Annotated in this window: 23 protein-coding genes and 1 pseudogene; 8 read left to right on the forward strand and 16 right to left on the reverse strand. The window is 46.4% G+C overall.

Annotation, left to right across the window (positions count from 1 at the left end; all coding sequences use genetic code 11):
* Nucleotides 1-73: 73 nt before the first annotated feature.
* The 4 genes from QXT17_RS00905 to QXT17_RS00920 form a co-directional block, all read right to left on the reverse strand.
* Nucleotides 74-1,210 carry a radical SAM protein gene (locus tag QXT17_RS00905; protein WP_187148164.1) on the reverse strand — a complete coding sequence of 379 codons (1,137 nt, stop codon included), beginning with the start codon at nt 1,208-1,210 and terminating at the stop codon, nt 74-76.
* Between the two features lie 47 nt (nt 1,211-1,257).
* Nucleotides 1,258-3,084, reverse strand: coding sequence for a threonine--tRNA ligase (locus tag QXT17_RS00910; RefSeq protein WP_342784360.1), 1,827 nt, complete (start codon nt 3,082-3,084; stop codon nt 1,258-1,260).
* A gap of 53 nt (nt 3,085-3,137) precedes the next feature.
* The gene (locus QXT17_RS00915; RefSeq protein WP_020962679.1) at nt 3,138-3,479 is read right to left on the reverse strand and encodes a hypothetical protein; all 342 of its coding nucleotides are present in this window, start codon (nt 3,477-3,479) and stop codon (nt 3,138-3,140) included.
* Between the two features lie 78 nt (nt 3,480-3,557).
* Nucleotides 3,558-4,466, reverse strand: a complete 909-nt coding sequence (locus QXT17_RS00920) for a carbohydrate kinase family protein (RefSeq protein WP_020962678.1) — start codon at nt 4,464-4,466, stop codon at nt 3,558-3,560.
* A gap of 68 nt (nt 4,467-4,534) precedes the next feature.
* On the opposite strand from QXT17_RS00920, the gene QXT17_RS00925 reads away from it, so the two are divergent.
* On the forward strand, nt 4,535-5,098 hold the full coding sequence (locus tag QXT17_RS00925) for a hypothetical protein (protein WP_342784358.1): 564 nt from the start codon (nt 4,535-4,537) through the stop codon (nt 5,096-5,098).
* A gap of 37 nt (nt 5,099-5,135) precedes the next feature.
* Here the strand turns inward: QXT17_RS00925 and QXT17_RS00930 are convergent, their stop codons facing one another.
* The 9 genes and pseudogenes from QXT17_RS00930 to QXT17_RS00970 form a co-directional block, all read right to left on the reverse strand.
* Nucleotides 5,136-6,947 carry an ATP-dependent DNA ligase gene (locus tag QXT17_RS00930; protein WP_020962676.1) on the reverse strand — a complete coding sequence of 604 codons (1,812 nt, stop codon included), beginning with the start codon at nt 6,945-6,947 and terminating at the stop codon, nt 5,136-5,138.
* A gap of 58 nt (nt 6,948-7,005) precedes the next feature.
* Complete coding sequence (locus tag QXT17_RS00935) at nt 7,006-7,977, reverse strand: hypothetical protein (protein WP_148684520.1); 972 nt, start codon at nt 7,975-7,977, stop codon at nt 7,006-7,008.
* A 91-nt stretch (nt 7,978-8,068) separates the two neighbouring features.
* Entirely contained in the window at nt 8,069-8,710 is a 642-nt protein-coding gene (locus QXT17_RS00940) for a TIGR00296 family protein (RefSeq protein WP_020962674.1), read from the reverse strand.
* Entirely contained in the window at nt 8,691-9,185 is a 495-nt protein-coding gene (locus QXT17_RS00945; protein ID WP_020962673.1) for a Mut7-C RNAse domain-containing protein, read from the reverse strand. Before QXT17_RS00945 ends, QXT17_RS00940 begins: the two co-directional genes overlap by 20 nt.
* Nucleotides 9,182-9,880, reverse strand: coding sequence for a hypothetical protein (locus QXT17_RS00950; protein ID WP_020962672.1), 699 nt, complete (start codon nt 9,878-9,880; stop codon nt 9,182-9,184). Before QXT17_RS00950 ends, QXT17_RS00945 begins: the two co-directional genes overlap by 4 nt.
* On the reverse strand, nt 9,862-11,697 hold the full coding sequence (gene rqcH, locus QXT17_RS00955) for a ribosome rescue protein RqcH (protein WP_052886402.1): 1,836 nt from the start codon (nt 11,695-11,697) through the stop codon (nt 9,862-9,864). Before rqcH ends, QXT17_RS00950 begins: the two co-directional genes overlap by 19 nt.
* Complete coding sequence (locus QXT17_RS00960; protein WP_020962670.1) at nt 11,684-12,226, reverse strand: hypothetical protein; 543 nt, start codon at nt 12,224-12,226, stop codon at nt 11,684-11,686. Before QXT17_RS00960 ends, rqcH begins: the two co-directional genes overlap by 14 nt.
* Nucleotides 12,219-12,887: pseudogene (locus QXT17_RS00965) on the reverse strand (AAA family ATPase); the annotation flags it as partial. The gene QXT17_RS00960 and the pseudogene QXT17_RS00965, both read right to left, overlap by 8 nt.
* A 201-nt stretch (nt 12,888-13,088) precedes the next feature.
* Complete coding sequence (locus QXT17_RS00970) at nt 13,089-18,233, reverse strand: carboxypeptidase-like regulatory domain-containing protein (protein WP_342814413.1); 5,145 nt, start codon at nt 18,231-18,233, stop codon at nt 13,089-13,091.
* A gap of 180 nt (nt 18,234-18,413) precedes the next feature.
* Between QXT17_RS00970 and QXT17_RS00975 the strand changes: the two genes are divergently transcribed.
* From QXT17_RS00975 to QXT17_RS01000, 6 genes are all read left to right on the forward strand, one after another.
* Nucleotides 18,414-18,902, forward strand: coding sequence for a class I SAM-dependent methyltransferase (locus tag QXT17_RS00975; protein WP_187146993.1), 489 nt, complete (start codon nt 18,414-18,416; stop codon nt 18,900-18,902).
* The gene (locus QXT17_RS00980; RefSeq protein ID WP_020962666.1) at nt 18,903-19,625 is read left to right on the forward strand and encodes a metallophosphoesterase; all 723 of its coding nucleotides are present in this window, start codon (nt 18,903-18,905) and stop codon (nt 19,623-19,625) included.
* A gap of 125 nt (nt 19,626-19,750) precedes the next feature.
* The gene (locus tag QXT17_RS00985) at nt 19,751-19,954 is read left to right on the forward strand and encodes a hypothetical protein (RefSeq protein WP_020962665.1); all 204 of its coding nucleotides are present in this window, start codon (nt 19,751-19,753) and stop codon (nt 19,952-19,954) included.
* Nucleotides 19,955-19,981: 27 nt separating this feature from the next.
* The gene (locus QXT17_RS00990; RefSeq protein ID WP_020962664.1) at nt 19,982-20,437 is read left to right on the forward strand and encodes a type II toxin-antitoxin system VapC family toxin; all 456 of its coding nucleotides are present in this window, start codon (nt 19,982-19,984) and stop codon (nt 20,435-20,437) included.
* Between the two features lie 65 nt (nt 20,438-20,502).
* Nucleotides 20,503-21,402 carry an RIO1 family regulatory kinase/ATPase gene (locus tag QXT17_RS00995; RefSeq protein WP_020962663.1) on the forward strand — a complete coding sequence of 300 codons (900 nt, stop codon included), beginning with the start codon at nt 20,503-20,505 and terminating at the stop codon, nt 21,400-21,402.
* A gap of 5 nt (nt 21,403-21,407) precedes the next feature.
* Entirely contained in the window at nt 21,408-23,393 is a 1,986-nt protein-coding gene (locus QXT17_RS01000) for a DUF460 domain-containing protein (protein WP_020962662.1), read from the forward strand.
* Between the two features lie 52 nt (nt 23,394-23,445).
* On the opposite strand, the gene QXT17_RS01005 is transcribed toward QXT17_RS01000, so the two are convergent.
* Both QXT17_RS01005 and QXT17_RS01010 read right to left on the reverse strand, forming a co-directional pair.
* A complete protein-coding gene (locus QXT17_RS01005; protein WP_020962661.1) occupies nt 23,446-24,666 on the reverse strand; it encodes a methionine adenosyltransferase in 1,221 nt (406 codons plus the stop codon).
* Between the two features lie 63 nt (nt 24,667-24,729).
* Nucleotides 24,730-25,071 carry an LSM domain-containing protein gene (locus tag QXT17_RS01010; RefSeq protein WP_240366717.1) on the reverse strand — a complete coding sequence of 114 codons (342 nt, stop codon included), beginning with the start codon at nt 25,069-25,071 and terminating at the stop codon, nt 24,730-24,732.
* Nucleotides 25,072-25,137: 66 nt separating this feature from the next.
* Here QXT17_RS01010 and QXT17_RS01015 point away from each other — a divergent pair, with 66 nt between their 5' ends.
* On the forward strand, nt 25,138-25,341 hold the full coding sequence (locus tag QXT17_RS01015; RefSeq protein WP_020962659.1) for a TFIIB-type zinc finger domain-containing protein: 204 nt from the start codon (nt 25,138-25,140) through the stop codon (nt 25,339-25,341).
* A 9-nt stretch (nt 25,342-25,350) separates the two neighbouring features.
* On the opposite strand, the gene QXT17_RS01020 is transcribed toward QXT17_RS01015, so the two are convergent.
* A complete protein-coding gene (locus QXT17_RS01020; RefSeq protein WP_020962658.1) occupies nt 25,351-25,824 on the reverse strand; it encodes a ribosomal protein L13e in 474 nt (157 codons plus the stop codon).
* Between the last annotated feature and the right edge of the window lie 16 nt (nt 25,825-25,840).

Raw genomic sequence — 25,840 nt, forward strand, 5'->3', positions numbered from 1 at the left:
AGTGCATTCAGAAAAGACCTCGCTAATAAAACTTTCTTTCCATGGGAAAATCCAAAAGCTCATGCTGTTTATGTCAGCGTCTAAAGACGACCCTTCTACGGAAGCCTATTTCAAGCAAGTATCTTTGATGATCCTTAAGCCTGTCCTTCACACCATAAATAAAAATGTACTTGTCTTCTACCTCTATTTTTAGGTTTTTCATGTTAAGGAATTTCTCTACATATTCTTTTACCTCTCCTTCATCGACCTCTGTTTTCAACGCGGGACAATTCACTGGACAAACCGTACAGAAGTCTCCTTTGATGTAGTCGAGCCCTGGACAGGGTACCCTCTCTCCACTATAGAGGTAAGCCACATAGTTGCTGGCACAACAGGCAGACAAAAACGGTATGAGACCATTCTGTCTCGAGATTTGGATTGCCTGTTCCTTGTATTCTCTCATTGGAACAGAAACCTGCTTACCAGGCTGAAGAGACTTGTCCCTTATTCTGTCTTTTATTTCTCTCGTGTTTACTCCGAATTTCTCAAGACGTGTGAGTATTAGTGGGGTTACTCTTAGACTTCCTATGACGACTCCTTCGGCTCCATGGTTTTTTGCCTCCTTAATTATATCCTCTAGCTCTTCTGTCGTTGTGCCCGGAATTATTGGTCTTAGGAACAGCATGGGATGTAATCCGTGTTTCCTCATTTTTTTCATCGTGTCAAGCCTATCGTATGGGTCTGGGGCCTGTGTTTCCAGGATCTTTGCATGCTTCAGAGTCACTATCGTGATTAGTGGATTTATTGGTATTTTTCTTTTCGAGAGCCAGTTTATAACCTCCTCTGGAACTATGGCTTTTGTCGAAAACTGTATTGGGTTGCCGAGGTATCTCTCAAAGGAGGAGACGTACTCCATTGTTCTTTGGGCGCCCTGTGGGTCAACAAAGGGTTCGCCGACGCTCCCTATTGCGATAAGCGAGCCTTTCCGTGTAGGTAGAAAATACTTGTTTCTAAGGAGGGCATATGTGATTTCTTCCCCGTTTAATCCATAGATCTGTGGGACGGTTGTGCTGATACCCATGTCTGGGAGGTAGCAATAGGTACAGGCAAATCTACATCCAATAACAGTGTGGACGGTGAATCCGCATGGTCGTGGTGGCTTTTTTGCATGATAATCCGATGACGCCTTCGACTTGCTCTCTTGTCCGAGTTGCTGTTCGAGCTGATTCAATAAGAGGTACTTTTGGAAAAGAAGTTCTCTTAGAGACAATTTCATTTCTATGCACTATACCTGGGGCGCCTGCTTACATACCTCGGTAAGGACGTATATATCCGTGGGTATCCCTTAGTTTCCTCAAGGATCCTAGAGACAAGTTCATCAACCGTAAGCTCTACTTGACCTTTACCCCTTATTCTTACACTAAGCTTGCCTGACTCGACCTCTTTTTTGCCAAGAACAACAATGTAAGGTATCCATTTAACTTCCGCCTCGCGTATCCTCTTTGCTAGGCTCTCTTCTCGGTCGTCTATGTCCACTCTAATCAAGTTTTCTTCTAGTACCTGTGCTATTTCATCTGCCCTTTTGAGAAATTCTGCTGAGAAAGGTATTATTCTGACTTGGACAGGAGAGAGCCAAACTGGCAGGGAGGGTGTTTCTCCCTGTTTTGCCTTCTGGACAACGGTATCGAACACAGCGAAAATATAGCGCTCTAGAGAGCCGATGAGTGCTGTATGAATAATAACTGGGTACTTGCGTGTATTGTTCTCGTCAACATAGGTTATTCCGAATCTTTCAGCATTTCCTATATCTATCTGGAAGGTTCCTATTTCTCTCGGCCTCCCCAGCTCGTCAATTATGTTGTACTCTATGTTGAGAACCCAATAATATTTGCCTTCCGGAACAAAATGCAGTAGGACTGGTTTTTGTTCCTTCTCAAGGAGCTTCATAAGGTAATCTTTGTTCTTTTCTAGGAAAGACCGGGTCAAGTTGTATATGCTTACATAGCTTCTGCCCAGCTTCCCCATTTCCTCGTAGATCTTCTGGTGAACCTTGAAGGATATCTCCATTGCCTCCTGTAAGTCACGGCAGAAGATGTGTAGATCCGGCATGTGGAATTTTCTAAGTCTGAAACAGAGTAGTAGCTCTCCTGGCTGTTCAAACCGATAGCTGTCTGCAACCTCGAAAGCTCCGAATGGAAGATCTCTGTAGCTTATGTCCCAGTCCCTGACCATTGCAAACTGCTGGTGACAGGCCGCATATCTGAGTATAAGCTTCTTCTCGTCTACTTCGAGCTGGTATAAACGGTCTCCAAAGAGTTCTGCGTGTTGCTGTACAGGCTTAAATGACAAATTGAAGGTATTTGTCCCCCTAACCTTGTAGACAGGTATCCCTAGGCTTTTGGCACAGAGCCAGGCATATTCAGCTACAGCCTCCAGCATCACTGTTGCTTCGGGGCCATAACGCATGTGTCCAAGGTCGCTCATGGGCTCCCATTCAAACCCAAACTTCTTGCAGTACTCTAGGTACTTCGGTTCTCCCCCCTCACGCTTCGCCTTAAAAACTTCCGCCTCAAGGAGTGCTACAAAGTCCCTTGGCAACTCTTTTTCGTCGAGTTCCTCGATGCTCACTATCCTGCCATCTGGGAACATTACGGCGAAATCAGCGTAGCCCCGTTTAGGCTCTACTCCTGGCAAAATAGACCTAGATAACTCGGACAATGGGTGACCATAGCAATCAATTACAAACCTTTTGTACCATCCGAATGGCGCCCTTGAAACCTGAACCCCTTTCTCTGAGATTTTTTCTGCAACCTGGACGAGAACCCTTTTAGCTTCCTCCGGCGGGGCGAGGTTACTAGATAAATGTGCATATGGATACACTACAATGCCGGATGCGCCTACTTTGCCATAGACATCCAAGATGTCTGAGACAGCTTTCTCTACAACATCCGGTGAAGAGCCGTCGCCTTTTTCTACCGTGAGAAAGACAACGAGCACGTTTTGAAACTTTCCTGCTTTGTTTTCGCCGAGTTCCTCTGCAGCTTCTAAGGCTTTTTCTTTAGCTTCATATTCAAATGTTTTTGCATGGATCAGTAATATTCTCAAATAGACCCCCCTCGGTTTACATATTGTGACTCATAAATCAATCCATCGCTTTCTTATTCAATGTCATCAATCCTGGCTCCAAGCTTTTTAAGTTTGTCCTTGATCTTGCCATAGACCTGTTTTTCATAGACTTTTGCCTCTTCCTCTATGGAAAATTCCTCTTCCTCCTCCTTCTTGCCTGAAATCTTTTCGAGCTTAAACTTACATGTGCCATCTGGCAGAAGAGCATGCTTGGAGCACCCTGCAAACTGGCATTTCCAGCCTATACATGGCTCGCCTGTCCACGTGCAGAAGGCCTCGAGTCCACGTTTAGTCTTCCTGTAAATCAGCGCGTTCTTGTAGCAAGTGAAGGCGTGGAACGGACAAATAGGGGTACAGAACACGTCTTTTTGCATTTAATCCCCCAACGCGACAATCCATTCCGTCAAGCATTCAGTATTGTGAAACTAGTGGAATATATGTTTTTCTCTGGTTTAAGGTTTAAAAAGCCTTGCTAGATCTTCTCTTCCATTTTTTTCGAGGAATTCTGCGAGTTCGCTAGCAGTGGGAGACGAGTGCGCACCAAACCTTGTAACCTTTATTGCTCCGGCAGCATTGGCTATAACAAGGGATTCTTTTAGACCTATTTTCCTTTTCCAAGCAACGAGAAAAGCCGCGTCAAAAGCATCGCCTGCACCAGTAGCGTCTAAGGCTTTAACTCTGAATGCTTCAGCCTTTATCTTATACTGGGGCGCCTCAGAGCCTTCACTTCCTTTCTTGATAATAATCAAGGGCTTCTCAATGCTTGCCGGGTCGATTTTAAGGGCTTCATTCTCGCGTTCATTCAAAAACAGGACGTCCACGTATTGCAGAACATTCTTGATGCTTTTGAACCCCCTCAGACAGATGGTCATGCCTGGATCCCAGCTTGTCGAAATGCCCATCTTCTTCGCCTCCCTGAAAAACCAATATGAGTATTCCGGGCTCGTGCTACTTAGATGCAGGTGGTCAATGCCTCTGAGGGTTTCTTCTGGGTTAAAGGCTCCTGGTCTAAGCTCGCTGTTGGCGCCTCTATGTGCGATCATTGCTCTTCTACCTTCTTTGTCGAGGAGGACAATTACGCGTCCAGTCTGTTTGCTCGAAGACTTTACGTAGGCTACGTCTATTCCTCGTTGTTTAAGCTCGGATAAAACTTCTGTGGCCTCTGGGTCGCTTCCCACAAATCCAATAAATCTCGCGTAGTGACCAAGTTTAGATATGCCTGTAGCAATGTTTGTTGCCGCTCCTCCTAGGGATGTCCTGATCTCCAGTGCTTCCACTGCTTCGTCTGGCTGTGGTATTTTTTCGACAAAGTAGTATATGTCTATGTTTGCATTGCCTGAAACAGCGAATTTTAGAGTCATATGTGTTAGATGATTATCTCCGCTAAATAAATATGTAGGCGCTTCTTTCCTTTTATTAGTGGTAGGTTGTGGCAAATAGTACGAAGGAGCTGGCTGAGCTTAAAGCTTATTTGGAAAAGAAGCTAGAGGAATTGCGTCAAGAAGAAAAAATACTTGAAACAATGATAAAGCTTGTTAACGAGGCACTGGGATCCTCGAGCTTTGTCAAAGCTTCTGAGCTTGTACAAAGACATACCGAAAAAATGGAGCAGGAGAAGCCCGCTCCAAGCACTAGAGAAGAAAAACCAATCGAGGAATCACTAATAACGGCTATGCAGTCAGCTGAAAAGCTTGCCAGAGTCATTGTTTATCCGAAAAGAATAGAAATAGTTTTCTTGAAGGACTTTAACATAAATACTCCTCCTTTCCAGAACTTTTTCGTAAGGAGACTACTGGAGGGCTTTAAAAGACAGGACGAAGACCTAATAGCCAGAGGTGAGAAAAGCCCGGACGAGATAATTACCTATAATATTGAGGAAGAGGAGGGAACACTTAAACGGATTATTATTGAAAACTATGGCGACAAAGGCAGGATCCGAGAGATAAAAGGCTCCCTCAGATGGACCCTGAATAGGATGCTTGAAAGGACATAGAAACTGCATTTTTTAGTATGGGCACGGCGTAAGTAGTCTAGGACTGCTGGATTATTGTTTTTCTCTGGGACTTATACATCTCGATTAGCTCGGCCTCGGTTGTAGCTTGTTCTGGCTTCTTGTCAAACCTGTATCTACCAGTGAAGCGTGGAAACCTTATGGCTAGACCTACGCCTTCTTCTATTTTGTTTAATGCACAAGTATGTAATGGGCTTAGAGTTATTTCCGCGCCAATTATTTCAAGGACAACGGCTGGAACAAACCAGACGTCTGCCTCCATTTTGGAAAATACTCTTGGATGCCTATGCGGCAAGATGTATGGTTCAAGCATTTTAGGCAGGTTTGCTAGATCCTCATCTGTAAAGCCTGAACCAACCTTGCATACAGTCTTGAAGGTGTCTGTTTCAGGATCGTATGCTGCCATGAGCAACGCACCATAAGTCCCCGCTCTTTTGCCTCTTCCCTTGAAGGCGCCGACAACGACCAGGTCTACAGTGTCGGTCATCTCAAGCCTATAGTCCCGTTTGAATTTTATCCATAGCCAGCCTCTTGCACCCATCTGGTAGACGCTGTCCGGACCAATGGATTTACACATTATACCCTCGCATCCATCACTTATAGCCTGTTCAAAGAAGTGCAAAAGATCCTTGGAGTTGTCAATGATTTTAGCGCTACTTAACAAGAGGTTTTCCTGGCCTTCTGGAACTATTTTTTCAAGATTCTGTCTCCTGTCGGGAAGAGGTTCATCAATGAGTTCTCGTCCAGACAAGTAGACGATATCAAAGAGATAGACCCTTACAGGATACTCTTTCATGGCTTTGTCTACGTCGTATTTTCGTCTCCTGTGCATGAGTTCCTGGAAAGGTAGCATTTCGCCTGTGTCAGGGTTGTAGGCTACTATTTCTCCTTCAACTATCGCTTCGTCCGCTTTAAGTTGCTTCATATATTCTACGACGTCCGGATAGTGATGTGTAATGTTTTCTAGGCGTCTGCTGAACAGCCAGACCTTTTCGCCTTTTTTGTGGGCTTGGACTCTTTCCCCGTCATACTTGTACTCTGCAAGACATTTGCCGCCAAGCTTTTGCAGTATTTCGTCTGGGTCGCTTAGTCTCTCTGCCAGCATTGGTAGTATTGGGACACCTACTTCTATCTTGAGCGATGCCACCGCATCTATTCCCTGTGAGGCTAGCAACTTTGCTATGTAGCCGAGGTCGGGATGCTTAGTGTATGCCTTCTCGACTATGTCCCTGGTATTTTTAGACCCTGTAAAGGCTATTGCCAGTGCGTCAAGTATCGTCATGTCAGCTATGCCTAGCCTTAGTCTTCCCAGGACTGTTCGAAGAATATATCTTGCTTCTTTTGGCTTAGCATCCTTAAGCAAAGATACAAGCGTATTTATTTTTGTTTCCTGGGCTCCTTCACCGGTTGCCTGCGCAATTCTTAGGAGCGCGTTGTAGACTTGTGAAACTGTTAGCTCTTTTTTGGGCTCCATGGTTCCAATGAAGTCTAGTAGTCCACCGGTGCGGGAAGTAGACATGAGTTTTTCGGCGAGAAGCCCTATGTCCCCAGTTTGCTTATACATATCTTCTACGTCTTTCACATGTCTACCGGTGGCTCTTGCCAAAGCTCTTAGAGCCAGTTTCTCGGCTACTCCTAGCTCTACGCCCTCATAGTCTGGACGGAGCTGTCCCTGAGTCAGGTATATGACCTTGTCAATTATGCTGGGGGGTGTTTTCTTGAAAAGTGCAACAAGGTAATCTGTCATGGCAATCCTGCTGGTTATAGACTCGATTTTTTCGTAGAAGTCTGCTAGAACCGAATATGGTAAATCTTCTCCGGTTTGACTCATAAAATCCCCTGATCTATATGTTGTATAACGATGCTTATAAGCACTATTTTTCCTGCTACTATTTGGGTCTTCTCCTTCCGCAAGGTGGATTGTAGGGGTCTTGAACAGCGATGTGCAGGAGTTTGCATTTTGACTTATCCTTGTCATAGAAGAGACAGGTAAAGCATGTTCCCTTGAGGTCTTCTTGAACCGTTTGGGGTTTAGCTTGTTGCTGAACGGGAGGCTTAGGTAATGCTTCTTGTGGAGTTTTTGTTACGAGTGCTGGGGGCTTCTCGATAGGTTGAGGCAGTGTTGGAGGCGGAGGTAGAGTTGGAGCTACCTGTGGCTTTGGTTTCGCCTCTTGGGCAGCTTTTGGCGTAGGCCTAGCAGTGATTGGCGCTTCTTCTTGTGGCTGTTCTTCTTGGAGGGGCTCCTCTAGTTCTATTGGCGTGGAGATTTCTTCTGGTTGTCTTCTTTTGGACATAGCTGGCTCTCCAAGAAGTGGAACTTCGGGTTGCTTGGTCACAACTGGAGATTGGACCGGATGTTGCCGTGCAGGCTTTTCTGGAGTAACAGTTATTGGTTTGGGTGTTTCTGGTTCCTCGAGTTCTATTGGGAGGGTTATGGGTTCGGGCTCTTTTTTGGGCTGTGGTTTTGGCTGTGACGTTATTGGTGCTACTTGGGGTAGTTCTTCTTCTAGTGATACAGGGGGTGTTGGCCCTGCTTCTATTTTTACGGGTAATCCTAGGAGGTCTCTTATCTCCTCCTTGCTGAGATACTTGCCCTCAGATACTTTTTCGCCGTCGACGACAATAGCTGGCAATTTTTCGATGTTTAGCTTTTTAAATTCCAGTGTGTATACGCCCCCGTAGAGCTCTTCTAGTTGCTGGAGGAAGCTTGGAAAGTCTCTTGGGTCATTTATTTTTACTAGTTTTACCTTTAGCTTGGGCCTGTCAGGCTTTGGCAACAGATTCAACTCGCTTTGAAAATCTTGGAGCATCTTTTTTGACTGTTCGTCCCTGCATAGGTATAGCACGATTTCTTTGGGCAAAAGCCCCACCGTCTCTAATAATGGATTGATAAGCCACGTAATTAATTTATTGTTTTGGAGATGCTTGTTGAAGCTTTATAGGTAAAGCTGTTTAGACAGCTTCAAGAAGCCTCTCTACGACTTCGCCTTCTGGCGTTGCTTCAACAAATATCTGGGACTGGAATACGTAGACTTTTACGCGTCCTTTTCGCCACTCATCTTCTCGTAGACCTGCCTTGAGACATGCATAGCTTAGGAACTCTTCTGGCCCCCATTTCTCGTCCACAGCCACCTGTGGTAAAAGTAGGCCTCTAGCTATTCCCTGCTCTATTATTAGTCCATCCCTGCCAATCTTTATCTTTTCAGGGAGTTCTTCTGGTGACGTGTACTTAAGCTCTTGTGGCTTTGTTAGGATGCTTACCTCGAATACTACTCTGTCTAGCTCTTTAGGCGTCATCGGTGGGAATCGTGGATCCTCAGTGGCCGCCGCGATGGCGGATCTAATCGTGGCTTCAACCATTGGGAAAAATGGCTCTGGATACCCTATACAGCCCCTCAGCTCTCGCCTAGCCCTCCTTAATATAGGGTCTACAAATATTTCTTCTATTGTCACGAATACGCCTGCTTTTTCGAAGAGTTTCTCAGGTGTATCTGGGGGCGGCTGTATTATGCGTGCATTTTCTAGATATTCTTTGACGGCTTTCCTTGCTAGTTTAACCAGAAAGGTTCCCTCTTCAACACTCAACTTTACCATACATTATCAGCCTCACTTTTTCAATTGTTTTTTCTATTTCATAAAAATGTGTTCCACGCCAATAAACTTGTCCACAATTCATACATTTGTAGAACTCTTCGTATCTATCTAAGACACCCCTAGGAACCTCCTTTACCACTTCCTCTCGCGATACTCTCACAAGTTTTGACCCGCATAGGGGACACAAGGTGCGAGACATGTCTAATACGGGTTCGATGTCAAGCCTTTTGAGGACGAATGACAGTTGGTCCTCTATGGGGGCCTCCGGGACAAACAGGGCTGAATAGCCCATACTTATTGCATGTCTGTAAAGTTCTCTGTCCCGCGTTAACAAAACAGTCTGGGAGTGTTTCTCTAGTTCTCTCTCTATTTCATTGTCTGTGAGAGTTCCTGCATAGAGTGTTTTTATGCCCAAGATGCGGAGCCACTTGGATAATTTTCCAAGCATGCCATCTACGAGTATTATTGGTGTCATAGCATGTTTCCTGATATTCTTGCTATAAGGTACTTCCTAAGAGAAGATTCATCAATGAGGAATTCTTCGTTTCCTTGGATTAGTGCCGCACCATAACGTTTCAGAGCATCTGTGATGTTTGACGCTAGGTCTCTCGTATCTCTGATGACTATGGGTCTAACCCTAGAAACAGGCGTGTCGTCGAGTAAAATTTCACGGTTACAGTAGCCTTTTTCGAGGGAATAGTTGAGGAAATCAACTATTGTTAGAACCTTGGAAATTTTTCCTCTAACCCTTATGCCCACAGCTATTGAGTTGTTTTCATGCATCAACATGATAGTCTTTTTCACAGAGGTATTAGGAGCGACAACAACCGCCGGGAACCTTGCTAGCCTGTGCAAGGAAAAGGAAAAACGTATTCGACCAGTTGTGTTGAAATATAGAAGGATACTCCTATAGGTTACAGCCTTCATTTCTCTCTTGACGACGATATATCTGTCCTTTAGGAGCTCCTTTAGGGCTCTGTTGAGTCCCGGTCTAGAGGCTAAGAGGACTACCCGACGCCCCTTCCTGGTGAAACTAAATAATGAGTCGAGCGTGTAGAAATTGTCTCCAAGTGCATATACAAGCCCTATGCTTGGCTGATCAATTGTTGCCTTGACAATATCTTCTAGGCTGTCAACGTGGATTACTTCCTCTAGGTACTCGGAATCCATGGTCTCCACCTCTCAATGTGGAATCCTCCGTCCGGTAGCAGTTTGACTACATCTTCCTCTCTGGCCTTAAAGTTACATTCTCGTTTTAGGAATTCTATTATCTTCCTTGTTGCTAGGTCTTTTCTATAGGGACCGGGCGTAATCTTTAAGAAACAACCATCTGACGGGTTGCGTTCAGCAGGCAAAGCCAACAGTTCACCTTTCTCGCTAACACCTATCAGTAATTCGAGTTTAACGCCCCTAACATAGTTCTTTTTCCCATAAATCATGAAGCTTCCCTTTGCCAGGTATTCTCCGCTTGGGGCTTTAAGAGACACCTGGCTGGCTGGAACCCAGTAAACGTCTATCGTGTAGAGTCCCCCCCTCCAAGCAGACGAGTAGCATGCGGCGAACTGCGCCGCCTCTAATATGTCTTTTTCAGGGACATCTTTGCCGCCTGTCTTTACTACGACGGCAGCTGCCCCATGTATATCGGCGTGTAGAAAAATATCTTTGTCTTCCAGGTATCTCCGGACAAGAAGCTGGTTCTGTCCAGCCGATTTACCCGCAACCACTAGAAAGCCATTTGTAGTCCAGAAATAGCGGAACTGCGTGTACCAAGGCCCGGACGCGGCGATTTTCTGCTTGACTTGTTTCGGCTTTGCTTGTTCCTCTTTTGTCTTTGCTTCGCTTAGCCTTTTCCTGATAGACTTGATCTTGTCATAGTGTAGTTCTATGTTTGCATAAGCGTTCTTGCTTGGATCTATTTCTATTTCTATACCTTCGAGTTCGACTACGATGAGCGGGCTCGATGGGTCAACTTTTTTTATTGACGGGTATTTTTCTCTCAGCGTGGACTCTATAAGGCTCCAAGGCTTTTTGTCCTCCACCAGTGCCCTGTAATCATAGATTATCTGCTCTATCTGGGAAATGTTCTCTTCTAAAAGTTTCACTTTTCGCAAATAGTCTTCCAATGTTTTTTCAAGTACAGATGAAACTGTTTGCTCCCTTGGCGTAATATCAGCGATTATGCGCCTTAGTAATTCTTCTGGAAATGCTTTCTGGAATTCAACCTCAACAAAATCTGTAGTTACATGTGTCGGTTTAAACGAATAGACCCAGCCTCCGGCATGGTAACCCCTAGAAGGGTCCTTTAGGGACTCTAAAAAAATTTCGATTCCTTTCGTAGCTACTGATCTAAAATGGCTAAATAATAGAGAGCCGGCCTTCGCGTCGAGGCTTATTCCCTCCCTATACATGGCCTCAGCAACAAGATCTGGGGGTAGCGAGGTCACCAAGGAAAAGGCGACTATTGCTCCTCGTTTAGGCATGGACCTGAAAGACTCGTAAAGCTTCTCAATGTCTTCAGAAAATATATCTCCAAGCCTAGGTGGAGGCCTATACGTTTCACCTGGCTTCAGTGTCCTGTCACGCATCTCCTTGGGCTCCAATGCATATACGATTTTTGATTCGCCGTCGAGTAGGACCAAGTTTCCCTCCCGAACCCACTCAAGGACAACTTTTTCTTTCTCAAAGTCTAGACATACAACCCTGTCCCCCGCTATCTGGGCAACGCTCTCAAGCCTCTTGCCTTCTATCCTAGAAGACCACCTGGTTTTTCCAAACTCGACTGGAAAAACTGAGTCGCTTTCTGCGGGCACAAGCCCCCGCCTAGGTGAAAAAACAATTCCACCCTCGCGGAACCTGAAATAGAAGACGTTGCCGCGCTCCGACACCTTTTGAAGCCTGGTGCCCTCGAACTCTCTTATAAGAGGCCAGATCTTAGCAAGATCAAGGATGCTCATAGACTTGTCGTTGACGGCGCTAAAAACGGACATATGTTAACTCCTCCTCGAACGGATATATTAGTTTAGCCCTGACTCCCTCACTGTCTTCCTCGAGTGTAACCCTGTGAGTAAAATAGCTGGCAAAAATGTTTTCTCCAAAGCTTCGACCCCTCGAAGCATAATTTATCGCTATTAAGCCTCCCCCCTCCCTCGCAAACCTGAGACCCAAAGCGAGCAACGAGGCAACTATGCCCCACTTTTCCCTATATGTTTTCCCAAACCTCATAAAGAACCTTGGGATACTATCCAAAACAACGAAGTCGTGCTTCCCAGCTAAAAGTTGAAAAGCATCATCAACCGCTGTAGGCATGGTAAAAACAACTTTGTCCAAGAAAGATTCTTTGCGAGATAACTTGGAGGCCCTCCAAAAGGTCGACGCGTAGTCCATGTATACAGTATTGCTACCTTCTTTCACCAGCTTCGACAGGAGACTGAAAACATATACTCGTCTACCTGTCCCAGTCCTGCCAGAAACTTCTAAAGCAAACCCCCCGCGAAGCAAATCTACAAGGTCAGACATCTACGACCCCCTCCTCAGAGATCCTGTAATATGCAGTTCTACGGCTCCATGGACTACTTAGAGCCCTCGATTGCCAAACGTCGCCCTTCTTAGACAGGAACAACGATAGATGTGCAAAACCGTCGAAAACAACAGCCGAGGCTGGAATAATCCCATCGCTGTAAACAACTTGGCGAGTATAGACAACCGATATGCTGGACCTGGAAAACTCTTCGAGAAATGAGAGAAGCCTCGAGTATGCGGAAATCCTTTCTCCTGTCCTTAGGAACTCTGTCCTGAAGAGACGTGTAGCCTCATCAAGGATAATGAGGCCTATATCTCTCTTTACAGCTTCTAGCTTAGATCTCTCGAGAACCCTAAAAACATCTTCCACGCTGTATGCCCTTGCGTAGATTATGTTTTCTAGTGCCTTTTCTGGGTCTAGTTGTTTTGCTCTTGCTATTTGTATTATTCTCTCTGGCCTGAAGGTGCCCTCTGTGTCTATGTATAGTGCCCTAGCGTTGAGGCCTCCCTTCTCCTTCGGTAGCTGGACCATGACAGCTAGCTGGTGGCAAATCTGAGTCTTACCAGCACCAAACTCACCAATCAGCTCAGTAATACTACCAACCTCGACACCACCCTCCAACAAATCATCCAAACTATGAACACCAGTACTAAACCTTGTTACAGAAGACATACCAAGGGAGGGAACTATACCGGGACTTATTTCATAGAAGCCCAAGACTCCTAAGAGATATTCTAGACTCAGCATCTGGCTTCAAAAAGGAAATATAGAAAGAGAAATATAAAGATGTGTAAAGAGAAGAAGCACAAAAAAAGAAAAAAATATTATTTTTTGGCTTTTAGGCTTAATGTTCTCTGTTTATTTTACCTGTGTTCCTTCAGCTGGAGCAATGACTTTTGCGAGGCGGCGGCGTCTGTAGACAGCGTATTCGTGTGCAATTATGAAGAGGACGAGGACGAGTAGGACGAGGAGCAGTATGAGTCCGAGGAACTCGTTGCTACTCATCTCCCAGCCTGCGAGTGTCAGGAAGATGTCAAGCTTTAGCTCTGTCACGGTTTCTTTGCCGTCTGTTACAGTTGCAGTAGCGCTGGCAGTTCTTCCGCCCTTGCTTGCAGTTACGCCGTAGCTTCCGCTTGGGAGCTCGAGGCTTACAACGCCGCTAGCGTCAGTAGTGAATGTGCCGACCTTTTCGACTGCAACGGTTGCGCCGTCAATGCCTTGTCCTCTTGCGCCAAGCACTTTAACAGTGAGTTTGCCTATCTTCCTGACTTTTACTCCGATTTCGCCTGCACGTGCATCGCTACCGCTGAACTGGACTGGTAGACCGTTCCATTCCGCTACAGTGTACTGCAGGTTGCCTGGTGGTACTTCTTTTACAACTATGCTACCACTTGCGTCGAGAGTGTCAGAGACAGTGGTCCCGTCTGGCTTGGTTATTGTGACTTTTGCGTTGGCGAGAGGTGTGCCGAATGGAGACACGAAGGTCAGTTTGACATCGAAGATGTCGAGCCTTACTTCGAATATCTGTGTGCTTGTCTCGAACCTGCCCTTCTCGATCTTAATCGTCTGCTGTGCAAGTGTGCCTACTCCAGCAAGGTTGACTGTTACCTTGTAGGCGCCTAGTGGTGCCTGGCTTATGTCTCTTGGGTCTGTGTCTGGGCTCCTGTTTGCGCTTGCGTCGAGTGGCCATGACTTGGCGGTGTTCTTGTTGAGTATTATTGGTACTCTACCGTCGTTTTCTGGCTTGTGGGTTGTTACTACCTGGTCTGGCCACTGTATCTCTACAGTTATCTTGTTAAGTATGTCTGGTGAAAGGGCCTGTCCCTGGGCATTCTTGAGCATAACTATGCCTACGTAAACGAAGGTCTCAAGTGTTGTACCGCTTCCAGGCTTGTAAGTTCTTGGCGTGTCGTAGTCAGTTACAGTGTCAAAGATCACGATTTCTCTCGGAATCTGGCCGGCAAGCCTGAGCAAGTAGCTGTCACGCCAGTAGACGAGGAGCTGGTACTTGTTCTCCACGCTTGGTGGTACGTAGAGTATGACGCTTCCGTTTTCAGCTGTGAAGCCTGCTACGCTTGGTATTGCCTTTGCTCTTGGCTCCCTGAGTATAGCTGCGACCATCATATTCTTTAGTGGCTTGCCGCTCCAGTCGAAGACTGTTACCTTTATTGCATCCCACTTTAGGGTTACGCATGTGCCGCCTGGCATGTTGTTGTCAAGTGTGAATGATATCTTCTGTTCTAGAGTATCTGGGTCGAAGGCCTTGCCTGTGTCTAAGCCATAGTTCTTTAGGCCGAGCGCGGCGTCGAGGTTAAGTGTTGTTGAGCCTTCATAACTGAGGCCTGAGATTCCTAGGAAGACGAGTTTGCCTGTGAAGACTGTCTTGCTTCCGACTGGTGTGGCTACGGTTGAGCCCTTGTCTGGGTATACTGGGAATGTGCCGTCATTTCCAGTGCTGCCAGAGGCCACGGTGGCTGTGGCACCTGTACTGCCATATACTGTGAGGGTTACTGGCTGGTTTGCAAGTGGTATCATGTTGTCTCTGAAGTCTGGCCCGACTACCTGGAGGCATACGCCCTCCATGGCAGTGGTGTAGACTACTTTGGCTGCTCCGCTCCACAGTGTCATGTTCCAGTTGGCTCCGATCCACGCCTTTGGTCCGCGGAATGGTCCTACCCAGCTTCCGCCGTACTGCTTGTACCAGTCTGGGCTCTGGCTGACGTCGTTATAGCGCGCGCGCGCGCTCATGTTGTATGGCCCGACGTGGTAGCCATATAGCGTGCCTATGCCAGTAATTGTCATGTATGATGGTGTGTCTGGGACGCTTGGTGTACCGTACTTCTTGCCTGCAAGCACGTAGACGTTTGTGATGCTTGCTCCGAACTTTATGCCGCTAGGCCTGACGCTTGCCTTGGGCACCCATATTGCTATTGGTAGGCTTGCTTTGCCGTCCTGGCCAGTAACTGCGCTCCACGCGTAGCTCATACTGGCAGACTTGGTGTATTCAGTTGGCACTGTGATGTTGGCGTAGAGGTCGCCCTTTAGCTGTGTCTTCCAGTTTACTGCGTCGTTCCTGATTAGTGTGACGTTGAGTCCTGGGACTAGTCCTCCGCCTGCCTTCGTCAAGGTGTAGATGTCGAGGTTGACTACCCAGGTTACGAGCTGGAGCTTGTTGCTGTATTGGCCGCTGTATGCTGGTGCCGCGTAGAAGCGGACGATTGGGTGCTCGATTCTTCCGCCACTAGCGAGTAGCCATGTATAGGCAAGGCTGTCGGTCTTCTGTAGGGTCATCTTGCCGCTTGTCTCGTTGTAGAGTATAACCTGTGCAGTTATGACTTTACTGTAGTCGAGCATCTCGCTTGGCCTTGGTAGTGTGAAGTTGTAGTTGTAGACCATTACTCCTCCGTACCACACGACGAAGCTGTAGTTGGCTCCAGCAATGAATAGGTGTGGATAGTTGCTGTTTGCCCACTGTGTACCGGTGACCTTGAACCTGGCCTCGGACAGGCCGTTGTTCCATGGCCCTGCTGGGCCGGACTTAGTGGTGTTGAATATCTTGTAGTTTACGTTTATGAGTGGCCAGCAGAGGCAGCCGGGTCCACCCTGGCATACCTGTGTCACGTTGTACTGGTTCTTTGTGTAGGTGTCGTTTATGGCGACGATTACTGGTGCTGCGCCGTTGCTTGTTGGGAGCTCTTTGAGTATGTTGCCGTTGTGGTCTACTGCTTCAAGTGTGAAGCTGAAGACCCAGGTCGGCACGTCGATTGGCCCGACTGTGCATCCTGGACTGATTCCCTTCAGTAGGCCTGTAAGGTTCCATTTACCAATTAGTAGGCCATCGTCCTTCGGGTGGCGTATGTAGGGGGTGTATGGAGTTGTCTTTATGGTCACAGTTACGAGGTTGTTGGGTCCAACTACGAAGGGCACCTTTGTAAAGGTTACTTTGCCTTCACAGTCTGTGAGCTTTGGTCCCTCGTAGTATGTTCTAGCGCCGGCTTTAAAGTATTCGAGGAGCACTGAAACGTTAACGAGGGGTTCCTTGACGTCCCATGGGGTTATCCTCAAGATGAGGTCGCCGACAGGGAATGTGTAGGTGGCTTTGCTAATGTTTCCGATGTTCCCGCTAACGACTAGTGGGTTGGGTCCACTTACGGGATCCATTCTGACTCCTTTGAAGAAGAGGCTTACAGTAAATGTTCCTCCTGGGACGAAGGCCATGAATGTTGTTCCGTTGGGTCCGAGTCCTGCTGGGAAGTTAATGGTTGTCCCGTCGGTGGACTTGTAGGTTAGGATGAATGTGGCGTTGGGGTCGTCTGCGCTGGTGAGTGGGCGGCCGCATAGGTCGACTGCTTTAAAGTTGACAGCGTAAACCTTTGCGGATAGGTTGAAAGACTGTACTGAGCACTGTACAATGGCTTTGGTTAGGTTTAGTGGTATTGTGTTCTGGTCTGGAGTTACATCTACGAAGTTTTCTGTTCCTGGTAGTGCCCATAACACGTTAATAGTGTAGGTGTATAGTTTGCCTGTTGACCATAAACCATATGGGACTGGCAGGTAGCCTGGGGATGTGCCCTTCCTTGTGATTATTGGCGTGCCAGAGGTTGTTGTTCCGCCGCCAACTATCTGGAATGGCATTAGTGCTACTTGTCCGTTAGCGTCAGTATAGGTGTTGGGGTCGAAGACTCTTGGGCTTATCTGGACAATTGCTCCCTGGAGTGGCTGGACGGCTACGAGTCCACTGGTCTTGATGGTGATCTGGGTCTTGACTATGCTTGCCTTTATTGTTAATGTTACTATTCCATTGCTAGTTGATACTGTGAGCGGCTGGAAGGTGAATGGTTTATTGTATGTTACGCTTTGTGGTTTTGTTGTGTTGAAGGCTTCTGCAAATACCTGTATACCTCCTATTTCGGCAGCGATGCCCATTTTTTCATTGTAGAATAGGGATATGTTTGGTAACCAGAAGTAGTAGTGACCACTTAACTGGTATCCTTCTTCTGGAGCTGTCCCGTTCGGGAAGGCTTTTCCTACTCTGAGCTTACCATATGTTGGAGAAGTGAATTCGATACCTATTGGTGGGTATTCCCAGTTGGAGATCGGGTTGCCGCATGGGTCTGTGACAACTACTTGTGCTAGGAAGGTGTGTGCAACGTCGTTCAGTGGTTTTTTGCCCCAGTCGTTTACTATGTCGAAGGTCTGTGGAGATGTTGTGCCATCTGCCAGGTCTTTAACATTTGCAGTGAGGGTTGTTCCAGAAAGTGAGAATGTTACGTTCTCTTTGCCTACCATTATTTTCAGTTTTTGTCCTCCGCCCTGGTCGAGGAGCCAGTATACCTCCTTGTAGAGAGTCACGTTCTTTTGGCTTTCAATGTGGTAACAGTTAGGTGTAAGTGTCGGCTTTATGTTGACCTCAACTAGTGGAACTACAACACTTCCCTTTGAAATAGCATTGTTGTCTCCTTCTACTGCCAGGAGTTGTGGCCCGTTCTTGTTGTATAAGTATACCTGGAAGTAGGCAATGTCTTTCCTGCCAGAAACCTCTGGGTCAGCAAAGTATAGCGGAACCTGCTGACCGCCAATCGTTGTTAGAGCCTGGAAGGTGAAGTTCATCATGTTTGTAAGCTGAATGGTGGAGTTGAGTAGGTTGAGGGCGTTGGTGCGTGTTGAGTATACTAGGAATGTTTTGCCGTAGACTTGCCAGAATACTGACATGTTGTAGCTTGTGCCAGTGTTTGGAGTATTTATTACTCCTCCGGGCTGGGCAATTGTTAGGGTTATGTTTCCTGCAGAATTTGTTGTTCCAACAGCGTATGCGAGTAGACAGTTGCCTGTCTCGTTAAAGTAGACAATGATAACGTTTTGGTTCTTGAATGGCTGACCATTTGGATACTGTAGCACGTTCCATGCCCTGTGGGCTGGGAACGTAGGTGCAGCGTATGCTTGCAGTGTCAGTGCGAGTATTGCTACTAGGGCTATTATTCCTAATAGGTATTTTCTACTCATATGTTTGTTTCCCCCCTTTTCGGGGTCGGGGTTTGTGTTGGTGGCGGGGTATTTATCTGCGTTTTTTTCTGTTAATTAGAATTCGTTTTTGAACGGGTAATACGTCGACTTTGGGCTAATTTTTCCATTGATGTCGAATCTTGAGGCAGGTATATATTCTCACTTGTGAGGATAAAAAATGTGTCTATCGACTACGACACTATTGCAGAGAGGTATGACGAGCTTTATGGACTGGAGCAGTCAGGCAAGAACCTTGCGGCCTCGGCTTTCCTCTATGGGAAGGAAACTGTGCTTGACGCTGGCTGTGGCACTGGCTTGCTGTCGGTCTTCTTGAAGGGCTCTTACTACATTTGTCTTGACTTGAGCATTGGGATGCTAGAGGTTTTCAGGTCTAGGCGTAGGTGTCTGTGTGACGCTGTTATGGGTGACATAAATATGCTTCCCTTCCGCGACGAATGTGTGGACGGCTTGGCCTGTATAACCGTTATCCACGAGGCTCCCGGCTCGATCAGCGGCCTTGCCCGCGTCTTAAAGCTGGGCGGCGCAATGGTTTTAGGTGTGAAGGAGCGCCTGCTTAGAGAGCCCTTAAAGTTTCCCATGGAATTGCTTGTAGAAAAGATTTTAGAAAGCTCAGGAGATACCCTATACGTTTTGAGGAGGGTTGGGTAAGTGTCTACTGGGTCTCCCAGGGTTGTGGCTTTTGGCGATGTGCATGCACCCCTCTACGTGAATTATTTGTCGAGCTCTCTAGCTAAGCTACAGCCTGACGCCAAGCTTGTACTTGTAGCTGGCGACGTTGTGGCTAGGGGCGAGTGGAGGATGTGTAGGCAGGTCTCGGAACTGAGTGAGAAGTTTCTCCCAGAAGCGACAGTTGTAGGAGTTTTTGGAAACGAGGACTACGAGGAGGCTAGGGGAAGGATGAGGGAGGAGTGTAGCGGTTTCATGTGGCTTGAGGACGATGCTGTAGAGGTAGAGGTTTACGGCTTGAGGGTTAGGGTTGTAGGCTCGACTGGCGTCTTGGATGAGCCTACTCCTTGGCAGAAGCGTAATGTCCCGGGGATAGTGGAGACGTATAGGAGGAGGCTTGAAAGGCTGGGAGAGCTTTTGGATAAGAAGAGTGGGGATTTGACTATACTGCTTACGCATTATCCCCCCAGGTGCCGTACATTGATGGGGGAGGACGAGAGGTTTTGGAGGCAGATGTCTTCTGAGGGGCTGGCAGAATTAGTAAAGAAGAAGGGCGTCGACGTGGTTGTTCATGGCCACCTGCACAGGAGCACTGTTCACAGAGACTATATTGGTAGTACTCCTGTCTACAATGTTGCTCTACCTGCAACTAAAAGTGTAACAGTAATCGAGCTCAGGAGACAAGGGTTGTTGCAGTTCCTGTAGAATAATCAGCATTCGAGTCGCATCTTCACATTTCAAATGCGAGCTGCCTCATCATCCTTATATGTAATACAGTGCTTCCTTATATTTTTGGTTTTCATATTTATGATGAGATTTCGAGAGAGAATGTGGATAAAAAATGGTTTTTAAACAATAATTTTTATGATTTCGAGGAAAACAGACCAGTCCGCGAGATTGTTATTGAAGCTTTACTCGAGTATTTTTCTAAGCCTCGCAAAAGCGACAGGAATAGACTTATCCAACTTCTCACTACACCAATCGAGGGAGCCTCTGCGGAAGATTATAAGGAATACGAGTATGATGACATATAACCTTTCGGGGTCTTGTTCTTGAAGGCTATGATTGATACAGAGATAAGGTCTATAGCGAAGAAGAAGCCTTCAGTTAGCAGTTTTAGTTCGCAGGAGGATTATCTAAAAGCTTTAAGAATGCATGAGGAAGCGCTGAAATTCTTTCGTGAAAAATTCCCAGAGTTAGAAGTTTATATTTCTACCCATCAAATTGGAGAAATATATCACGTTTTAGCCTTTAGAGGTACTAAGGTACCAAAGGAAGAAGCCAAGAAAATCGTTTGGGCTATACTAGAAGATGATAAAATAATTAAGGTTCCACTGTTGCCTGGGCATCTAAAAGATGCACTCGAAGAAAGTGCAAAGACCGGTATACATATATGGGATTACCTCTGTTTTCTTCCAGTGAAAGATTACATTGACGTGGTCTTTTCATGTGACATTCATTTCCAAAAGATTGGAGTAGAATTAAATGTAGAGGTGATAAATCCTCTTGGAGGCTGATATTTCTTGTGATCTGTTTTGAAAGGTTTATTTTTGCTGGTTTTCTTTCCTGAATAGGTGTTGTTGTGAGCGCGCGGTTTGCTGTTGATGCCTTGAAGCAACTGGGGGAGGATGATTACAGGTTGTTGGTGGCTGTGGAGAGGGGGATGATTAATCATGAATATGTGGATGTAAAATTGGTTGCCAGTATTAGTGGCTTGGAGGAGGACTTTGTTAATGCTAGGTTGAAGAAGCTGAACAAGCTTGGGCTGGTTCAGAGGTTTAAGGGCGGGTTTGTAGGATTTGTCCTGACTACTAGGGGGTATGACTGCTTGGCGCTCTATGTTTTGGTGAAGAGGGGGACTTTGTCTCAGCTTTCTCTTACTCCGTATGGCGAGGGGAAGGAGAGCGAAGTATATCTCGGGAAGACTGAGGGGGACAGGATTGTGGTTGTCAAGTTTCACCGTGTTGGGAGGACGAGTTTTAGAAAGGTTAAGCTTGTAAGGGAATATGTAGCCGACAAGAGGCACTATTCCTGGCTGTATGCTGGGAGGCTTGCCGCCATGAGGGAGTTTGAGGCCCTGAAGATCTTGTGGAAGAGTGGTGTCGCGGTGCCAGAGCCCATTGACTGGAATAGGCACGTTATTGTTACTGGATACGTGGAGGGCGACGAGTTATACCTTCTCCCAGTGCTGACAGACCCAAAGGCTTTCTTTGAAAGTGTGTTGCAGGAAGTCGAGAAGAGTTTTAAGGCTGGCGTTGTTCACGGGGATCTCAGTGAGTATAACGTGTTGGTCGCTAGGGGCGAGAAGCCTGTCCTAATTGATTGGCCTCAGTGGGTTTCCAGCAGTCACCCTATGGCCTCGTTTTACCTGAAGAGGGACATAGTAAACATTGCTGGGTTTTTTGCCAAGAAGTATGGGGTAGACGTTGACCCAGAGCAGTTGGGGGAAGATTTTTTAAGCCGACTATCTGTTAATGGTTAGGACACGTGTTGCTAAGGAGAATACTTGGCCTTGACGTGTTGCCCGGAAGCTCGCCTCAGGGGGCTAGCCTCCTATTCGCGGCTGTCCTTGTAGTCGACGGGAAAGTTGTTGAAAAGTGGAGAGAAGTCAATTTGGATAAAATAGTTGAGATTGTCTCTGACAGAAACGTCGACGCTCTGGCTCTCGACAATGTATACGAGCTAGCAGCGAACATAGACGAGTTAAGCAGGTTTCTAAAGCGGTTCCCGAGGAGCCCCCGCATAATACAAGTAACATTCATAGATGGTGAAACAGTAAGTATCGAGGCACTCTGCGCCTTGACAGGGATTTGCAGCGGGAAGCTAGACCCCCTCCAAACAGCAGAGGTCTGCGCATTGCTTGCTTATAATGGCGTGGGTGCAGAGGCACTTGTATTTGAGGAAGAAACACTGATCCGTGTTGGCCGGGGAAGGGTTCCTGGCCAGGGTGGAATGAGCCGCGAGAGATTCAAGAGGAACATAGAGTTGCAGGTGAAGAGAAAGGTTCGAGAAATATCCGAAGCCCTGAGGAAAAATTCTCTCGACTATGACCTCTTCATCAGGAAGAGCGGCGAGGGGCTTACAGGTGCGACATTCATAGTTTATGCTCCACGAGAGAAGCTAAACGGTCTAGTAAAGAACGAGGATGGGCACGAGTTATTTGTTAGGATTGAGCCTGTCGGCCGCGAAAAAATAGAGTTTCAGCCCCTGGGGGCGAAGGTTTCCTATAAACCTTTGACAGAGAAATATCTAATCGTCGGCATTGATCCTGGGATGAGCACTGGCTACGCAGTTCTAGACTTGAATGGAAGGGTTCTTTCACTAGAGACTGGTAGGCTTCTGGGGAGGGGGGACCTTATGCGCAGGCTCTATTCGATCGGGAAGCCAGTAGTTATAGCTACGGACGTTAACCCTCCCCCAGCCTATGTTAGGAAAATAGCTGCAACGTTGGGGTGCCAGTTGTTTGTTCCTAGTAGGTCTTTAAGTATCGATGAGAAAAGGAGGCTGGCTTTAGAGGCTGCCGAGGCGAGGGGATTAAAGGTTAAAACTTCGCATGAAAGAGATTCCCTTGCGGCTGCATACAAGGCTTTCCTGTATTATAGACCCCTATTCGAAGAAGTCGAGAAAGAGGGTGAAAAGTATGATTTGCCTGTTCCAATAGATGAGGCAAAGCTTTTGGTGATTAGGGGTAAGCCTGTCTCAATTGCCATCCAAGAGGCAATGAGGAAGCATGTCGGGCTTAGGTTGCCTTTGGAACGGTTTGATAAGTTTTCGTCAGGCACAGAGATAGAAAAGATGCAGGGAGAATTAGAGTTCCTGAAAAGGGTTGTCGAGGAACTTGTCCATGAGAATACCCTGCTTAGGCATGAACTTAGGAAGGCAGAGGAAAGGGCTCAAAGAAGCGAGGAGACTCTAAAAAGGCTTCTGCAGTTAAGGGAACTTGGGAAAAGGCTGAATCCTGAATTCTCGAAGATGGAGGCTAGAATTGAGATGCTTCAGTCCGAGATTAATTCTTTGAAGAGCGTTCTCGAGAATACTATTCTAGAGGAGAAAAGGCTCAAGGAGACCATGTACTCAGTTGTTCTTGGTGAAAAAATCGCAGTTCTGAAGCTTTCGCGTTTACTAGACAAGTCTGGGTTAAGAGCCCAGTACTTATTTGTGGACAAGGAGCTACCTGAGGACTATTTGTTTAGGGTTCTAGGAGAAATTAAGCCTCCCAGCGCTAATCTATACGTGTTTTTCAGAAACCAACATGAGCTACAGAGGGTTAAAGGTAAACTGCCCATTGGGACTATTCCACTTTCGATTGACTGGGTCAATGGGGTTGAAGATATAGGCGACTTTGTTGTTTTGCCTATAGAGGAAATTGAGAAAGCTGTAAACAGGCAGAGCGAGGATGTGGAGAAGGAGAAGCTTAGAAGGCTCCTTGTGGATTATCGAGAAGAAAGGAGACGTAGCATGGGAAGAATTTGAGTTGTTATATGGTATGAATTTTAAGAATTTATTGAGAAAAATATCGCTTAGGCTAGAATATTGTGACTTCTCCTTTGAGGAACTTCTCCCAGAGAGTATTTATCTTGTCTAGGTGATTGGAGAGTATTTCTTCCGCTTGATGCTTTACGCGTGTAGCTACATCTTCTGGAGCATTTATAGCAATGTATGCCAGTAGAGGCTCATTGATGGGTTTTCCTATTTGGCTTATCAGTTTGATGTAGACTTCTCCGACGTGGTCCAGGGTGCATATTTCGTTTGCGGCTTGGAAGGCGACTACATTGTATAGTTTTCCTATGTGGCTTATAGGGTTTTTTCCTGCTGTGGCTTCTAGTGACATTGGTCTAAATGGTGTTATGAGTCCGTTGGTTCTGTTTCCTCTTCCTGTTGCGCCGTCGTCTCCATGTTCTGCCGAGGTTCCCGTAACTGTGAGATAGACTCCTCCTCTGTCTGCCCTGGATGGGTCGTCGCCTGTATTGACGTATATTTCTAGGTCTAGGTCTGCCAGGCTAGACGCATGTTCTCTTACTAGTTTCTTGACGTTTTCCTTGACGTCTAGGTATTCCTGAACATTGTGGACGAACCTTGATACGGCCGCCATTGCAATGGTAAGGGTTAGCTTGTTTCCCTTTCTTACACCCATAACTTTTATGTCTTCTCCTACTGCCGGTAGCTCGTTTTTCACCTTTGGAGAGTTTAGTAGTCTTTCTGTTTCGAATACTATTCTCTCTGTGGGGGAGAGAGGGGCATACCCTATACCCATGGACGTGTCGTTTGCACCTGGGTATTTGCTTTCTCTGGTATAGATATCTACTAGGTCAGCTGAGCCTTTCCCTATCCGGTAGTCGATGATTACATGTGTGTCTGGGTCCAGGAACCTCATGTTTTTCTTGATCCAGTCCCGGGTGGCTTTCAGGATAATTGGTCCTATCGGTATGTTTTCTTTGCCGCCCTGCGTCGTAACTTCTGTTGTGGCTCTCCCAGAAACAAGGATATATATTGGCTGAACCACCTCTCCGCCGCCGAATTTGGGGCTTGACTGTCCGCCTACAACTAGGACTTTGTCTAGGTTGTGGTGAAGTATGGCTCCATATCTTTCTAGGTAGTATTTTGATAATTCTCGGCTTGAGGCTTCCGAAATTGAGTCTGCAATGTAGTCTGGATGCCCTGTACCTTTACGCTCAACTATTTCTACTGGGAGCTGTGCAGGCGGTATATAGTTCGATTTTTCTATTATAATGTTCTTTCGAGCCATCAGGTAGAAGCTTTGGTCATATTGATTTATAATGTTTACTGAAAATTACTGCTAGTAATAATTTTACTCGTCATCATTTAGGTCTTTTGATTCTTCCTGCGGCTGAGTCTGTTGCTGCTGATTCTGCTCAAAGAACGTAACCTTTTCAGGCTCGATGGAGACAAACAATAGGTTGCTCCCCCTAATAAAGACCGTTCCTAGCTGTGCCACTAGCTTGTTGAGTTCTGTAACCATTTTGGTCTCGTCCATCACTAGGTTCATCGCGTTGTCTGTTAGGCGTAGTTTCCCTGAATACTCCGTTCCATCCTTGAGCTTTACGAAGACGTTCTTGCCAGTATAGTTTTTAAGGTAGTCTAGGGGCTGCATGTACCTTATTCCCTTCATAGTTTTGGGTTGTGTTGTCATCACTGCGTGTGCTTGCAGAAGCATATTTATGGTTTTCCATTGTTTATACCATTAGAAAAATAAAATATGGCCTCGAAAAAAGATGCAACAGGCACTACAGCGTCTAACACGGATTATGGTGAAAAGCCAAAGTGCAGTATATGTGGGAGTACAGATGTTGTGGCAAAGATCGAGGGCAAATACTATTGCTTTAGATGTGGCTCAAAAATTGTTCTAGAGCATTCGACCAAGATTGTTAGGGAATATGTCGAGAAATATATAACTGAATAGGGAGGTCTATTAGTCTCCTCCCTTGTGCCTTGTAGCTTCGTGTCTTCTTTTATGTATTCTTTCAAGCTGTTTTTTCTTCCATTTTCTGTGGTGAGTATGTCTATATTTTATGGCCAATAGGCCACGCATTTTTCTGCCGGACATGGTTTTTCCCTTGAAGACCCTGCCAGGGTCTGGCTTTGCCTGGAGGGTTAACGCGAATGCCGGCTTCGGCGGGGCTCCTCCAGCCTCCAGGTGCTCTTTTAGTTTTGCCAGCCAGGCTCGGAGCAAGTTTATGTTTTCTTCGTGTGTGGTTTTCCTGCGTGTGTCGACACGTATGCCAAGGAGTCTAGCCTCTTTCACTGTGAGCCCTAAAGCGTTTATCTCGCCAATGCTGAATCCTTTTCCAATCTTAGTTTCACGCGGTGGAACGCCTCCATATATTCTTAGCTTTACTGTGTTTACTGTGGGTGTAGGTGTCTGTAGAGGTTCTTGTCCGGACATAATTGCACCTATTCCT

The sequence above is a fragment of the Thermofilum sp. genome (assembly GCF_038871435.1).
GTDB classification, from domain to species: domain Archaea; phylum Thermoproteota; class Thermoprotei; order Thermofilales; family Thermofilaceae; genus Thermofilum; species Thermofilum adornatum.

Excerpts from the sequence above, each read along its gene's own strand:
- QXT17_RS00915 (WP_020962679.1), bottom strand. The coding sequence starts at position 3,479 with ATGCAAAAAGACGTGTTCTGTACCCCTATTTGTCCGTTCCACGCCTTC.
- QXT17_RS00920 (WP_020962678.1), bottom strand. The coding sequence starts at position 4,466 with ATGACTCTAAAATTCGCTGTTTCAGGCAATGCAAACATAGACATATAC.
- QXT17_RS00930 (WP_020962676.1), bottom strand. The coding sequence starts at position 6,947 with ATGAGTCAAACCGGAGAAGATTTACCATATTCGGTTCTAGCAGACTTC.
- QXT17_RS00940 (WP_020962674.1), bottom strand. The coding sequence starts at position 8,710 with ATGGTAAAGTTGAGTGTTGAAGAGGGAACCTTTCTGGTTAAACTAGCA.
- QXT17_RS00945 (WP_020962673.1), bottom strand. The coding sequence starts at position 9,185 with ATGACACCAATAATACTCGTAGATGGCATGCTTGGAAAATTATCCAAG.
- QXT17_RS00950 (WP_020962672.1), bottom strand. The coding sequence starts at position 9,880 with ATGGATTCCGAGTACCTAGAGGAAGTAATCCACGTTGACAGCCTAGAA.
- rqcH (WP_052886402.1), bottom strand. The coding sequence starts at position 11,697 with ATGTCCGTTTTTAGCGCCGTCAACGACAAGTCTATGAGCATCCTTGAT.
- QXT17_RS00960 (WP_020962670.1), bottom strand. The coding sequence starts at position 12,226 with ATGTCTGACCTTGTAGATTTGCTTCGCGGGGGGTTTGCTTTAGAAGTT.
- QXT17_RS00970 (WP_342814413.1), bottom strand. The coding sequence starts at position 18,233 with ATGAGTAGAAAATACCTATTAGGAATAATAGCCCTAGTAGCAATACTC.
- QXT17_RS00990 (WP_020962664.1), top strand. The coding sequence starts at position 19,982 with ATGATTGATACAGAGATAAGGTCTATAGCGAAGAAGAAGCCTTCAGTT.
- QXT17_RS01005 (WP_020962661.1), bottom strand. The coding sequence starts at position 24,666 with ATGGCTCGAAAGAACATTATAATAGAAAAATCGAACTATATACCGCCT.
- QXT17_RS01010 (WP_240366717.1), bottom strand. The coding sequence starts at position 25,071 with ATGACAACACAACCCAAAACTATGAAGGGAATAAGGTACATGCAGCCC.
- QXT17_RS01015 (WP_020962659.1), top strand. The coding sequence starts at position 25,138 with ATGGCCTCGAAAAAAGATGCAACAGGCACTACAGCGTCTAACACGGAT.
- QXT17_RS01020 (WP_020962658.1), bottom strand. The coding sequence starts at position 25,824 with ATGTCCGGACAAGAACCTCTACAGACACCTACACCCACAGTAAACACA.